The organism is Massilia sp. CT11-108 (assembly GCF_047302915.1).
In the GTDB taxonomy this organism is placed as follows: domain Bacteria; phylum Pseudomonadota; class Gammaproteobacteria; order Burkholderiales; family Burkholderiaceae_D; genus Telluria; species Telluria orientalis.
Genome location: NZ_JBKYMO010000096.1, coordinates 1 through 14,633, shown reverse-complemented (window position 1 = coordinate 14,633; position 14,633 = coordinate 1). Strand labels below are relative to the sequence as shown.

The window sequence follows — 14,633 nt, the reverse complement described above, 5'->3', positions numbered from 1 at the left end:
TTTCTGCGCCGGCAAAGGCGCCGGCGCAACTGGTCCAGGCCGTCGGCGGTGACGAAGACGCGCGGATGCACGCCCTGCAGCTCGCGGCGCAGCGGTGCCGGGTGGGCGGCCATGAGGGTCTGCAAGGGATGCGGACCGGCCGTCGGCATGCCCTGGCCGGTGCCCAGCGATTCGCGTTCGTCCTGTGCCAGGGCGTTTTGCAGGGCCAGCGCCGGCAGCGACAGGCCGGCGCCCAGGAAGCGGCGTCGTGTGAAGGTGGAATTCATCGCGTGCTCCGTTCCGCTCAGTACAGGCCTAGGCCGCCGTTGACCTGGACGATCTCGCCGGCCAGGAAGGCCGCGCGTTCGGAAGCCAGGAAGACCACGACATTGGCCACGTCCTCGGGCGCGCCTTCGCGCCGTACCGGCGTGCGCTCCGCAATGGCCTGGCGGTTGGCCGGCGTATTGAACGTGTCGTGGAACCGGGTGGCGATCAGGCCCGGCGCCACCCCGTTGACGCGGATGCCCAGCGGACCGGCCTCCTTCGCCAGCGCGCGCGTGAACCCGGCCACGGCCGCTTTCGACGCGGCGTAATGGGTCGAACCCGGGCCGCCGCCGTCGAAGGCCGCCAGCGAAGACATCGTGACGATGGATCCGCGCCGGCGTGGCTCCATGCGCCGCATGGCCGCCTGGCAGATCGCGAAGGTGCTGGTGAGATTCAGGTTCACGGCGTCGTCCCACAGGGACAGCGGCATCTCGGCGACGCGGCAGCGCTGGATCAGGCCGCCGATGTTCGCGAAGACGACGTCGATCTCGCCGATCACGTATTCGGCTTCGACGAACACCCGTTCGGCCGCGCCGCTATCGCTCATGTCGGCCTGGATCGCATGCGCGCGCCGGCCCATTGCGCGAATCTGTGCCACGACCTCGTCGGCCTCGGCGCCGCTGCTCCAGTAGGTCAGTACGACGTCCGCGCCCGCCTGCGCCAGCGCCAGCGAGCTGGCCTTGCCGATGCCCGATGCGCCGCCGGTGACCAGTGCTTTTTTTCCGATGAGTTCCATATCCTTTGTCTTCCTCTTCATGGTTGTGGTGTTGCTAGGTACGCGGTGCGGCGGTCGAGGCCCGGACGACCAGTTCCGGTGCGAACAGCCCGCCGTCGTCGGCCGTGGCGAAGCCAGGTGCCACGATACGCTGGACGGCGGCGTCCGCCATGGCCTGGATCGGCTGGCGCACGGTGGTCAGGGGCGGATCGTGGGCGACCGCGAAAAAGATGTCGTCGATGCCGATCAGCGAAAAATCGCGCGGCACCTGTTTGCCCAGCTGCCGCAGGCCGACGCCGATCCCGATCGCCATCATGTCGTTGATGCCGATCGCCGCGGTCGGCCGGCTCGCGGCCGCCAGCAAGCGCGGCGCGGCGCTGCGCCCCAGTTCGAACAGCTGGGTATCGCCGTGCGGGTCGCGCGGCGCCTCGTTCGCGTCCGCGATGATCAGTTCGCCGGTGAGCCCGGCGCGTGCAACGGCCTGCTGGAAGCCCTTCAGGCGATCCTGGCGGTTCAGCGTGTACGGCGGCGGCGTCACCAGCGCGATCGACCGGTGCCCCAGGGCGGCCAGGTGCTCGACGGCCAGCGTGGTGGCGGCGACGTTGTCGACCGAGACGGTGGTGATGCGGTCGTGGTTGTCGCCGGAACGCCGGATATCGAAGGCCACGACCGGACAGCGCGTGGCGATCGTCGCGAGATGGTCGGTATCGTTCAGGGCCGATCCCGTGACGATGCCTTGCGCGCCGTAGGCCAGCAGGTCGGCCGTGACGACGCGCTCGCGGTCCGGATCGCGGAAGGTGCTGAAGGTCATCACCTGGCAGCCATGGCGTGCGGCGGCCGTCTCGATCGCGCAGGCCAGGGCGCCGAAGAACTGGTTGGCCAGCGATGGCACCAGCAGGCCGACCATGGCCGATACGCCGGTCTTGAGCTGGCGCGCCGCGCTGTTGGGGCGGTAGCCCAGTTGCGCGATCGCCTGCTCGATCTTGAGACGGGTGTCCGGCCTCATCTGTTCCATCCGATTGTTCAGGAAATTCGAGACGCTCGTGGTCGAGACACCGGCCAGCCTGGCGACGTCCTGGATTCTGGGTTCGTTCATGGTGTCGGCCGGGCTGTCAGAACGTCATGTCAAGCCGGATCGACGTGTAGCGGAAGGCGTCGCGGGCCGGCTGCCAGCCATACGACTTGATGTCGGGTCCGCTGGTCTGCTTGAAATTCAGGAAGGAACCGACGTTGCCGACCGCGTAGTGTTTGTCGAGCAGGTTGCGCACGCCCACGGACAGCTTGTAGCGACCCCTGGCGTCGCTGACGTGGGCGCCGAGGTCGAGGATGCCGTAGCCCGGGCGGTCGAGGCCCGGGTCCTGGCTGATCGCGCCGCGCACGGCCGACTGGGTGCGCCACTGGGCATTCACCGCGACCGGATAGGGTAGCCACGCGGCTTGCGGCAGCGTGTATTCGGCGCCCATCGACAGCTTCCACTTGGGCGAATTCGGCATCGCGCCGCCGCTGGCGTCGCGCAGGAAGGCGCCGGGCACCAGGCGGTTCGGGATCGTGCAGTCGGTCGCGCCCGTGTAGCAGGCCCCCTGGTCCCAGGAGCGGATCGTGGCGCGCGTGAAGGCCAGGCTCGCGTTCAACAGCAGCGCGCGCGTCGCCAGTACGGTGGCGTCGGCCTCGAAGCCGCGCGTCTGGATCGACGGGATGCTGTACAGGACGCTCGCCTGGCTGCCGTCCGAGAAGCGCTCCGTGGCCGAGGTCTGGTAGTCGCGGAACCGGGTCTGGAAGACGGCGGCGTTGAACGTGGCGCGGTTGTGCCACAGGTTGGCCTTCAGGCCGGCTTCCAGGCTGACCGCCTTCTCGGCCGCCAGCGGCAGGTGGGCGAACACGTTCGGGTTGTTGGCGCCGCTGGTCATGTCGTAGGCGACGCCTTTGTTGCCGGTGGAGGCGGTGCCATAGGCCATCACGTCCGGCGTGACGTGGAAGCTGTAGCCCAGCTTGCCCGTCACCGCCGTTTCCTTGTGCTGCGGGGCGACGTAATAGTGCTCGCCGGTGTGGACGTTGTTCGGCGCCGACGACGAGAGGCTGTCGATCGTATGGAAGGAATAATTGTTGGCCTCGCGGTTCAGGCGCAGGCCGGCACTCACACTGTGGCGCGGCGCGAAGTCCCAGTTCGTGTTGGCATAGATCGCGTGGTTGAGGACGCCCGAATCGGTGAGGTAGTTGGTGAAATTTGTTTCCTTCACAAACGGGTTGCCGCGGTAATACGTCCGATAGATCGTATTGCGCGACGCCCACACGCCGACCAGGTAGCGGAATGCACCGCCGTCCGGCGAGGTCAGCCGGAATTCCTGGGTCGAGGTCTTGCTGGCGGTGGTGCCGTTGAGCATGGGCGGATCGGCGATGCCGGACGGCTTGCCGCTCGCGTCCACCTGGTAGTAGGTCGAGATCAGGTCGATATTGTCGTTGTCGCGGAAGTCGTTCGACAGGTTGTTGTCGACCGAGGTGATCGAGGTCAGGGCATGGCCGGCGAGAGGCGAGCCGTCCGGGAACGCATAATTGACGCGCACGCCGACACCGCGGTCGGTCGACTCCAGCCCGGTGGGCGAATCGTTGCGGATCTCCCGGTTCCACGGGCCGATGTGGATGCCGCGCAGGACGGCGGTGTTCGACAGCGCCGTGTATTTCTTGTTGTACAGGTAGCCCACGCCCGGATCGATGGCGACGATGGCGGCCGTGTTCCCGGTCGACAGCGAGTGGTCGAAATGCGGGGCGATCATCAGGTCGAGGTCGGGCGTCACCCGCCACTGCAGCTTGGCCAGGAAGCTCCTGCCGCCCGAGCCGTTCTGCATCGTGTCGTTGGTCAAGTTGTGCAGCATCCCCGGAAAGTTCGTCTTGCTGGCGTAGAGGCGCAGGCCGACGTCGTCGCTCAGGCGCCCGCTCAGGGCGGCGGAGGCGCGGTATTCATGGTCGCTGGTGCGGTACAGGCTCACGCGCGTCCGCATTGGCCCTGATCCGATCGGCTTGGTCGTCATCAACACCGCGCCGGCGATCGAACTCTTGCCGAACAGCGTGCTTTGCGGACCCTTCAGCACTTCCACGCGCGCCACGTCGGACGCATCCTTGAACGCCTGCTGCGCCTGCGCGTAAGGGATGTCGTCGACCAGGACCGCGACGTCGCCCTCGATGCCGAGGTTGTTCGAGGTGGTGCCGATGCCGCGCATGTTGATGCTGTTGGTGCCGACCTGGGTCCCGACCGAGATCGACAGGGCGGGAGACAGGTTGACGATGTCGACCAGCTCGCGCACGTTGTTCCGCTGCAGGGTTTCCTCGCCCAGCACCGAGATCGATGCGGGGACGTCCTCGAGCTTTTCGACCCGGCGGTTGGCCGTGACCACCACTTGCTCGAGCTTGGGCTGCGGGGAAGAAGAAGCTTGCAGGTCTGGCGGCTGCAGCGAGTCGTCGTTGCTCGGCTGTTGCGCCTGGACGGGCGCCCAGGCCAGCAGGGCCAGCGTGGTCGCGGTGGCGATCGGGACGCGTGGGAAGCGCGTGGGCCTGGCTACGGTTCTACTCAACATATCGTCTCCTTCATTATTTTTATTTCAACTCACGCCGTCTTCTGTATCGTTACAGTAAATGCTTAAAAAAAATCGGTTGGTTCAGGGACTGATCTGACGTGGACTCAGCATCTGTATCGATCTACTGTAGCGATGCAGTGAAGGATATACGAACGGTTCGGCGAGTCAACTGTTTTTTATTCATGAACGATCCGGCGCGGCAGATGCGGTCGCCGTCATCAGGTAGCGCACGACGTTCTGGTATGGGCATGACGAGATCGGCAAAGGATCTTTCTGTCCCTGCGCTGGATGTTGCGCATCCCGCCGGGATGGATGCCAGCCGAGGCGTCCGGGAAAGCGCGGGCGCCAGTTGTCCGGACAACAGGGCGTCAGGGCGGGGCCGGGGTCGAGGTCGACAGCAACTTCATCACCTCGCTCGCGTCCTTGCCGGCCTTGATCGCTTCGAGCGCCTTTTGCACGCGCGCCGCCTGGGCCGGATTGTGGGGATTGTTGCCCAATGGGGCCAGCGCGGCGGCGGCTCTGTCGCGCCGGTTGTCGAGCAGATTGACCGAGAAATCGAATAACGCGTATTCCCATACGGCCGGCGCCAGGTAATGCGCAGTGTCGGCGGCATTCAGCACGTTCGCATCCGGAAAATTCGGCTTGTTGCTGAAGCTGCGTGCCAGGTAGTACAGGTTCGGGGCGTCGAGCTTGTTGGCGCGGTAGGCGCTAATGAAGAACCCGCGGGCCTGGTCCATGCGTTCGGATTTCGCCGCGCCTTCCGCTCTTTCTGCCTGGGCGAAACGCACTCGGCCCATCAGGTAATTCACCTCGAAATCGTCGGGACGTGCGGCGTGGATCTCGGTGAGGGCAGTGTCCGCCTCGCCGAGTTCGCCAAACAGCAATTGCGCCTTGGCCAGATCGAGGCGGTATTGCGGATCGCCGGCGAGCGCCGTCTTCCGGGCGGCGATGCCTGCCAGGAGCGTCTTGCCGTACTCCCATGAAGGGCAGGTGGTCAGGAGCGACGCCTTCAGCACGTATTGCTCCGAACCCTTGGGCAGGCGCGTGACGCGGATCGACGATTCCGGATAATCCGCAAGCGGCACGTTCATGAACAACATGTTCTCGCTGTAGCGTTGCAGCACGCGCTTCAGCATATCGATCTTGATGCCGGTGGCGCTCTCCCAGCTGGCAATGGGATCGGCGCCGCCGCCCACCGCCGTGAAATAGGCATACAAAGCCCTGCTGCGCGCGGGATCGCTGAGCATATAGTGCGCGAGCAGCCAGGACTGCGCGTAGAAGCGCCAGACCGTGCGCGTATCGGCATCCTTGTCGCCGTCGATGCGGAATTTGGGATCGAGGATCTTGTCGAAGCCGATCCAGTTCTCCGTGCCCAGCGTGTAGCTGCGCATGGTCGAGGATTCGCCGATGGAAATCGAGCCGCGGGCCGGATAGGCGGTGCTCAGGTATTCCGCGAAGCCTTCGATGAACCAGGCCGGGTAATGGGTGCGCGCATGCTGGAACGTCACGTGGTGCGCATATTCGTGAAACAGCGTCGTCAGGTTCTGCTCTTGCCGGCTGTAACCCGGCGCCGTTGCGTACGCTTTGCTGCCTTCGCCGCAGTGGAAATACACGCCGCCCACGTTGTCGGAGAAATTCGGGCGTACGACTTTCATCTGCGCCGGATCGTCGAGTAGATAGACCTGGAACTTCGCCTGCGCGGTGCCCCCGGCCCCGGTCAGCAGCATGTTCGTCAGCGTGCGGAACGCTTCGAGTTTCTGAACGTAGCTGACCGTCTTGGCTTCCGTCGTGCTGCTGGTGACGACGAAATGCTCGGACTCCGCCCGCACCCAGTCTTCGGCGGCGTGAGCCGATACGCCGAGGCAGGCGGACAGTCCCAGGACCCGCAAACATGTTCCCAACACTGTCATCGATGGATCCCCATTTATTGTTACATTTTTGCAATTAGTTCCTGTTGTCAATACTACCGCAGCGATGGCCGCTTTTCTCGTCGGAATTCGAAAACATGTCGGTTCCTGGCGAAAAACATAAAACACCGTGGCGAACGCGGCCATTAGAATCGGGCGAAAAAACATCCGGTCACCGACCCGACCCAACGCTTTGACAAGGAGGAGATATGAGACATGCAGGGGCCGCGTTGGTATTCGCCACGCTCGTTGCTTGCGGAGGGGGCACAGGCGCCGCCGGCACTTCGACACCAACACCCGCGTCGGCATCGCCACCTCCCGTCGCCGTGCCCGCTACCGGCACCGCGGGCTGCGGCAGCGGTTCCAAGTTGACGACCGGCATGCATTCGCTCACCAGCGACGGAACCGAGCGCAGCTACTGGATCGAACTACCGGCCACCTATGACCGCAACAAGGCCTATCCCGTGATCATCGGGCTGCACTGGCGCGATGGCAGCGCCGCCGATGTCTACGGTTGGAGCGGCTTTTTCGGTCTGAAGAATTTGTACGGCGACAATGCGATCTTTATTGCCCCGCAGGGCCTGGACAAGGGGTGGGCCAACACTGGCGACCGCGACATCCGCTTCCTGCGCGCCATGATCGGCGACGTCCAGCAGGGCACGTGCACCGACCCTCGGCGTGTGTTCGCTACCGGCTTCAGCTTTGGCGGCATGATGTCCAACGCCATCGGATGCCAGATGGGCGACGTGGTGCGGGCGATCGTGCCCATGGCCGGTTCGCTCTGGAGCGGCTGTGCCGGTTCTTCCTACAAGGTGGCGGCCATGTTCGTCCACGCCAAGGACGATAACACCGTGCCGTACTCGGCGGGGATGGAGGCGCGCGATGTTTTCCTCAAGCGCAATAGCTGCAGTGCCGCCACGGTGCCCGTGGGGAGTAACGGCTGCATGGAGTACCAGGGCTGCGACAGCGGCAAGCCCGTGGTTTGGTGCGGCACCGAGACGGGTGGCCACTGGTACCCGGGTTTTTCGGCGCAGGAATCGAAGGCCTTCTTCGATCGGTTCAAGTAGTCCCGGAAAAAACGAAAGGTCGTTGATGATGCGGATGCGCTCATCAACGACCTTTTGCTTGGGGGCTACCGCGCGCGATCAGCCTTCCATCTGCTCCAGTTCCTTGCCGCGCGTTTCATGCACGTAGCGCAGCACGAAGTAGACCGAGATCACTGCGGCCACGGTGTACAGGCCGTAAGCGCCCGCCAGGCCGATGCTCGCGAGCAGCATCGGGAAGGTCACCGTGATCAGGAAGTTGGACGTCCATTGGGCCGCGCCGGCGACCGCCAGGCCCGAGCCGCGGATCTGGTTCGGGAACATCTCGCCCAGCATGACCCACATCACCGGACCCCAGGAAATGTTGAAGAAGATCACGTAGATATTCGCCGCGGCCAGGGCGACCACGCCCATCGTGCCGGACAGGGCCAGTTTGCCGTTCGCGTCGAGCGAGGCGCTGGCAAACGCGAACGTCACGATGCCGAGCGTCACCGCCATGCCGGCCGAGCCGATCCACAGCAGGGGTTTGCGGCCGATGCGGTCGATCAGGAATACCGTGACGATGCAGGCGCCGATGCTCAGGCCGCCCGACAGGACGTTGATCAGCAGGGCATCGCTTTCGGAAAAGCCCACGGCCTGCCACAACACCGCGCCGTAATAGAACACCACGTTGATGCCGACCAGCTGCTGGAACGTCGCCAGGCCGATGCCGACCCACACGATCGGGCGCAGCTTGCCGGTCGTCTTGTTGACCAGGTCCGACAGGCGCGGACGGTGGTGGTCTTCGGCCAGCGACACATCGATCGCGGCGAACTTCGCGCGGGCCGAGGCTGCGCCGTACAGGCGTTGCAGCACGGCCAGTGCTTCGTCCTTGCGCTTCTTGGCGACGAGGAAGCGCGGGCTTTCCGGGATCGTCAGCAGCAACAGCAGGAACAGCACGGACGGGATGGCCATCATCCAGAACATCCAGCGCCATGCCTCCTGTCCCAGCCACAGCACGCCGGTCGAGGCGCCGGCCGCGTGCGCCAAGAAATAGTTGCTCAGGAAGGCGCAGAACAGGCCGCTGATGATGGCGATCTGCTGGACCGTCGCCAGCCGGCCGCGGTAGCGGGCCGATGCCACTTCGGCGATGTACGCCGGCGACATCACGCTGGCCGCGCCGACCGCGAAGCCGCCCAGCACGCGCGCGGCGACGAAGACGACCGAGCTCGTTGCAAAGCCCGCGCCCAGTGCCGACATCAGGAACATCACGGACGAGATCAGCAGCACGGTACGGCGGCCCCAGAGGTCGCCCAGCCGGCCGGCGGTGAAAGCGCCGAGCGCGCAGCCCAGCAGCATCGACGCGACTTCGAAGCCGAGTTCGGCGTCGGTCGAATGGAAAGCCTGCTTCAGGCCGTCGACGGTGCCGTTGATGACGCCGCTGTCAAAACCGAACAGGAAGCCGCCGATCGTGGCGACGCAGCTGATCAGGACGATGAGGCGGGTATTTTCCGCCTCCTGAATGGTGTGTGTGCTCTCGACGGCACTGGTGTTCATACAAGTCTCCTTGGATAGTCTTGGTTTGTCATCGCCGTCGGTGCAGGTCTATAACATTCTGTACCATCAAACCAATAGCGCTAACATCTTGTCGAGTCTGTACGATTTCCGTTCTCGTGTCAATGCATTCCGAGACCCTGCATTCGCCCGCGGGCAATGGATCGGGTAAGATGCGTGCCTTACCCTGCAAAGCCCTGTATTCACGGGGCTTTGTGTTGAAATACTAGGAATCTCCGATGGAAATCAAGGTCAACTTTCTCGACAAGCTGCGTCTGGAAGCCAAGTTCGATGACTTCACGGTCATCGCGGATCAGCCGATCCGTTACAAGGGCGATGGCTCGGCGCCGGGCCCGTTCGATTATTTTCTGGCCTCGTCGGCCCTGTGCGCGGCGTACTTCGTGAAGCTGTACTGCAACACCCGCGATATCCCCACCGACAATATTCGCCTGTCGCAGAATAACATCGTCGACCCGGAGAACCGTTACAAGCAGATCTTCAAGATCCAGGTCGAACTGCCGCCGGACATTTCGGAGAAGGACCGCCAGGGGATCCTGCGTTCGATCGATCGCTGTACCGTGAAAAAAGTGGTGCAGACCGGGCCCGAGTTCGTGATCGAAGAAGTCGAGAACCTGGATGCCGACGCGCAGGCGTTGCTGACGTTGCAGCCTGGCGCCGACGCGGCCACCTATATTCCCGGCAAGGACCTGCCGCTGGAACAGACCATCGCCAATATGTCCGGGCTGCTGGCCGGCCTCGGCATCAAGATCGAAATCGCATCATGGCGCAACATCGTGCCCAACGTGTGGTCGCTGCATATCCGCGACGCGCACTCGCCGATGTGTTTTACCAACGGGAAGGGCGCGACCAAGGAAAGCGCGCTGGCGTCCGCGCTGGGCGAGTATATCGAGCGCATCAGCAATAACCATTTCTATGCCGGCAGCTACTGGGGCGAGGAGATCGCCAACGCCGCCTTCGTCCATTATCCGGACGAGCGCTGGTTCCAGCCCGGCCCCGACGATGCAGTGCCGGACGAGATCCTCGATGCGTACTGCCGCGCCATCTACGATCCGGAAGGCGAATTGCGCGGCTCGCATCTGGTCGACACCAATTCGGGCAACGTGGCGCGCGGGATCGTGTCGCTGCCTTACGTGCGGCAGTCGGACGGCGAGACAGTCTATTTCCCGTCCAACCTGATCGAGAACCTCTACGCCAGCAATGGTATGAGCGCCGGTAATACCCTCGCCGAAGCGCAGGTGCAATGCCTGTCGGAGATTTTCGAACGTGCGGTGAAACGCGAGATCCTGGAAGGCGAGATCGCGCTGCCGGACGTGCCGCAGGAAGTGCTGGCGAAATACCCGGGCATCGTGGCCGGGATCCAGGAACTGGAAGCGCAGGGTTTTCCGGTGCTGGTCAAGGATGCGTCGCTGGGCGGCGCCTATCCCGTCATGTGCGTGACCCTGATGAACCCGCGGACGGGCGGCGTATTCGCCTCGTTCGGCGCGCACCCGAGCTTCGAGGTGGCGCTGGAGCGGAGCCTGACCGAACTGCTGCAGGGCCGCAGTTTCGAGGGCCTGAACGATCTGCCGCAGCCGACCTTCGCCAGCGAAGCCGTGACCGAGCCGTACAATTTTGTCGAGCACTTCATCGATTCCAGCGGCGTGGTGTCGTGGCGCTTTTTCAGTGCCAAAGCGGACCACGATTTCGTCGAATGGGATTTCACCGCGCAGGGCGACAATGCCAATGCCGAGGAAGCCGCGACGCTGCTCGGGATTCTCGAGGAGATGGGCAAGGAAGTGTACATGGCGGTGTACGACGAACTGGGCGCCACGGCGTGCCGGATCCTCGTGCCCGGCTTTTCGGAAATCTATCCCGTCGAGGATCTCGTCTGGGACAACACCAACAAGGCGCTGCTGTTCCGCGCAGATATCCTGAACCTGCACCGCCTGGACGACGACGCCCTGGCCGCGCTGCTGGATCGCCTGGAAAACAATGAGCTCGACGAGTATTCGGACATCGCCACGCTGATCGGCATCGAGTTCGACGAGAACACGGAGTGGGGCCAGTTGACAGTCCTCGAGCTGAAGCTGCTGATCCATCTCGCGCTGCAGCAGTTCGAGGAGGCGCACGAACTGGTGGGCGCCTTCCTGCAATACAACGACAACACCGTCGAGCGGCGCCTGTTCTACCAGGCGCTGAACGTGGTGCTGGAGGTGGTGCTGGACGACGAGCTGGAGCTGGACGACTACGTGACCAATTTCCGCCGGATGTACGGCAATCCGGGCATGGACGCGGTGCTGGGTTCGGTCGACGGCAGCGTGCGCTTCCACGGCTTGACCCCGACGAGCATGAAGCTGGAAGGGCTCGACCGGCATCATCGCCTGATGGACAGTTACCGCAAGCTGCATGCGGCGCGGGCCAGGTCGAGGTAAATGCGTGGAGAAGAGCCCCTGATTCCAGGGGCTTTTTCTTTGGTCGCATGCTGTTGTTATCCGATCACACACAAGTATTGACATTGGATTCATTCTCAGCAGACAATGGTCCTGAATTTGGCAACGTTTCCAAATTTTTTTTCATCGGATTTGGCAACGTTTCCAATTTAGCTGTCGCACGCGGCTGATCGGACGCGTCGCAAGAGGAAGACGACCGAATCGCGTCCAGCGTGCGTCACGAATTGGCAACGTTTCCATCCGCGCGGATGGATGCGCTTCCAGGATCGCATTAGTTCAAACAACGAGGAGACACCATGCACCGACCCGGCAAAGTCCGCCCCCAGCAACGCATCCTGACCACCACCCCGATCGCCGCCGCCTGCGCCGCGCTGCTGTGGGGTGGCGCAGCCGCCGCGCAAACCACGGAAGACGCCACCGCGAACACCGTGGTCGTCACCGGCATCCGCGGCAGCATCGAGAGTTCGATGGCCATCAAGCGCGAATCCGATTCGATCGTCGAAGCGATCACGGCCGAGGACATCGGCAAGCTGCCGGACGTGTCGATCGCCGAGTCGATCGCGCGCCTGCCGGGTCTCACGGCCCAGCGCGTGGCCGGCCGCGCCCAGGTGATCTCGTTGCGCGGCCTGTCGCCGGACTTTGCCGGCACCTTGATGAACGGGCGCGAACTGGTCAGCACGAGCAATAACCGCGGCGCCGAATACGACCAGTATCCGTCCGAGCTGATCAACGGCGTCACCGTGTACAAGACGCCGGATGCGTCGCTCGTGGGGCAGGGGCTGTCGGGCACGGTGGACCTGCAGACCGTCCGTCCGCTCGACCGCCGCGAGCGCGCTCTGGCGTTCAACGTGCGCGGCGAGCGCAACGGCAACGGCAAGCTGAACGACGAATCGTCGGCCTGGGGCCAGCGCGTCAGCTTCGCCTACATCGACCAGTTCATGAACAACACGCTGGGTGTCGCCGTCGGCTACGCGCACCTGGATTCGCCGGGCCAGCAGAAGGAATACAAGGCCTGGTGGTGGGGCGACCAGAACAACCTGCCGCCCGGGAATGCCGATGTGGTGGCCCTGAAAGGCGCGGAAGTCACGGCGACCTCGCGCAAGCAGGTGCGCGACGGCCTGATGGCCGTGCTGGACTACAAGCCTTCGCGTGAATTCCGCAGCACGCTCGACCTGTACTACTCGCAATTCGACCAGACGGAAATCATGCGCGGCATGATGTGGAACTCGCACCAGTGGAGCGCGGTGACCTACCGCGATCCGCAGATCGAGACGATCGGCAACGTGAAACTCCTCACGGGCGGGACGCTGGTGAACCTGGAACCGATCGCCCGCAACGACTACAACACCCGCAAGGACACGTTGAGCGCGCTCGGCTGGAACAACAAGTACCGGACGGGCGAATGGGAATTCATCGGCGACCTGTCGTACTCGCAGGCCAGGCGCCACGAGCAGGTGCTGGAAACCTACGCCGGCCTCGGCCCGGCCGGGTCGGGCATCACGGACAACGATTTCCAGTTCAGGATCCCGGTCGAAGACGGCATCCCCAGATTCACGCCGAGCATGGATTTCACGAACCCGGCCCTCATCAAGCTGACCGATGTCGGCGGCTGGGGCAAGGATGCGGACATGCACCGTCCGAAGGTCGACGACACGCTGGGCTCCCTGAAAGTCTCGGCGAAGCGCAGCCTGGCCGGCATGTTCAGTTATGTCGAGGGCGGCCTGAATTACTCGAAGCGCGACAAGAAGCACTCGGACATCAACAACTACTACTTCCTGAAGAATAACCACGCGCCGGTGTCGGTGTCGCCGGACCTGGTCAAGCCAGCCACGTCGCTGTCGTTCGCGGGCATCCCGGCCGTGCTCACGTACGACACGCTTGGCGTGCTGGCCAGGTACTACGACCAGCAGGCCGCGCGCAGCGCCGACCTCGCGATCCAGAACTGGAGCGTGGAAGAGAAGGTCACCACCGGCTACGCCAAGCTGGGCATCGATACCGACCTCGGTCCCGTCCCCGTGCGCGGCAACCTGGGTGTGCAGGTGATCGGCGTGAAGCAGGGATCGGACGGCCTCGCGGTGGACGGCGACAAGATCACGCGGCTGCACGGCGGCAGCGACTACCGGGACGTGCTGCCCAGCCTGAACCTTAACTTCGACCTGAGCCACTTCGTCGACCGCACCGCGCTGCGCTTCGGCGCGGCGAAGACGGTGGCGCGCCCGCAGATGCAGGACATGCGCGCCGGCGCGTCGGGCGGCATCAGCGACACGACGCGCGAATGGAGCGGCAGCGGCGGCAATCCGACGCTGGAACCGTGGCGCGCCCGCGCGTTCGACCTGTCGCTCGAAAACTACTTCGCCAGGAGTAGCTACGTCGCCGTCGCCGCATTCTATAAAAACCTGACCAACTACATCTACAACCAGCAGACGGCGTACGATTTCACGGGCTTCCCGACGCAATCGAAGACGGTCCCGATCAGCAATATCGGCACGATGAACCGTCCCGCCAACGGCCAGGGCGGCATGGTCAAGGGCCTCGAACTGTCCGGCTCCCTCGAAGGCGGGCTGCTGTGGCGTGCGCTGGACGGCTTCGGCATCCTCGGCAGCTATTCGCTCACCGCGTCGTCGATCCACCCGAACGGTCCGGGGACGAGCGAGAAGCTGCCGGGCCTGTCGGGCAGCGTGTCGAACGTGACGCTGTTCTATGAAAAGAACGGCTTCTCGGCGCGCGTCAGCCAGCGCTACCGCTCCGCGTTCCGCGGCGAAGTCACGGGCCTGTTCGCGCTGCGCTCCTTCAGCGAGATCCTGGCCGAGAAGCAGATCGACTTCCAGGCCGGCTACGCGTTCGAGCAGGGCAGCCTGAAAGGCCTGTCGATCCTGCTGCAGGTGAATAACCTGAACAACTCGCCGTACCAGACGAAGCAGGGCAGCCCGTTCGCGAGCGGCGCCTATGCGCCCGAGCGCTACACGACCTATGGCCGCCAGGTGCTGCTGGGCCTGAACTACCGCCTGTGAGGACATGACCATGCGACTCACGACAGCGGCACTGGCCGCACTCGTCCTGTTCTCCGGTTGCGGAGGCGCCGGCGGCGGCGCGGCTGTGCCGCCGGCCGCGGC

At 64.2% G+C, this 14,633-nt stretch carries 8 protein-coding genes and 1 pseudogene; 3 read left to right on the top strand and 6 right to left on the bottom strand.

Annotated elements, in window-relative coordinates; translation table 11 throughout:
* The 5 genes and pseudogenes from ACEN88_RS10635 to ACEN88_RS10615 form a co-directional block, all read right to left on the bottom strand.
* A pseudogene (locus ACEN88_RS10635) lies at window positions 1–266 on the bottom strand (hypothetical protein); the annotation flags it as partial.
* Window positions 267–283: 17 nt separating this feature from the next.
* A complete protein-coding gene (locus tag ACEN88_RS10630; RefSeq protein WP_413339446.1) occupies window positions 284–1,060 on the bottom strand; it encodes an SDR family NAD(P)-dependent oxidoreductase in 777 nt (258 codons plus the stop codon).
* Between the two features lie 13 nt (window positions 1,061–1,073).
* Complete coding sequence (locus ACEN88_RS10625) at window positions 1,074–2,114, bottom strand: LacI family DNA-binding transcriptional regulator (protein ID WP_413339445.1); 1,041 nt, start codon at window positions 2,112–2,114, stop codon at window positions 1,074–1,076.
* A 16-nt stretch (window positions 2,115–2,130) separates the two neighbouring features.
* Window positions 2,131–4,587, bottom strand: coding sequence for a TonB-dependent receptor (locus tag ACEN88_RS10620; RefSeq protein ID WP_413339444.1), 2,457 nt, complete (start codon window positions 4,585–4,587; stop codon window positions 2,131–2,133).
* 368 nt (window positions 4,588–4,955) lie between these two features.
* The gene (locus ACEN88_RS10615) at window positions 4,956–6,641 is read right to left on the bottom strand and encodes a hypothetical protein (protein WP_413339442.1); all 1,686 of its coding nucleotides are present in this window, start codon (window positions 6,639–6,641) and stop codon (window positions 4,956–4,958) included.
* Window positions 6,642–6,820: 179 nt separating this feature from the next.
* On the opposite strand from ACEN88_RS10615, the gene ACEN88_RS10610 reads away from it, so the two are divergent.
* Window positions 6,821–7,561, top strand: coding sequence for an alpha/beta hydrolase family esterase (locus ACEN88_RS10610; protein ID WP_413339440.1), 741 nt, complete (start codon window positions 6,821–6,823; stop codon window positions 7,559–7,561).
* A gap of 78 nt (window positions 7,562–7,639) precedes the next feature.
* Here the strand turns inward: ACEN88_RS10610 and ACEN88_RS10605 are convergent, their stop codons facing one another.
* The gene (locus ACEN88_RS10605; RefSeq protein ID WP_413339438.1) at window positions 7,640–9,073 is read right to left on the bottom strand and encodes a sugar porter family MFS transporter; all 1,434 of its coding nucleotides are present in this window, start codon (window positions 9,071–9,073) and stop codon (window positions 7,640–7,642) included.
* 236 nt (window positions 9,074–9,309) lie between these two features.
* Here ACEN88_RS10605 and ACEN88_RS10600 point away from each other — a divergent pair, with 236 nt between their 5' ends.
* Window positions 9,310–11,502: an OsmC domain/YcaO domain-containing protein gene (locus tag ACEN88_RS10600; protein ID WP_413339437.1), complete on the top strand. Its 2,193-nt coding sequence runs from the start codon at window positions 9,310–9,312 to the stop codon at window positions 11,500–11,502.
* 314 nt (window positions 11,503–11,816) lie between these two features.
* On the top strand, window positions 11,817–14,531 hold the full coding sequence (locus tag ACEN88_RS10595) for a TonB-dependent receptor (protein WP_413339435.1): 2,715 nt from the start codon (window positions 11,817–11,819) through the stop codon (window positions 14,529–14,531).
* Window positions 14,532–14,633: the final 102 nt, after the last annotated feature.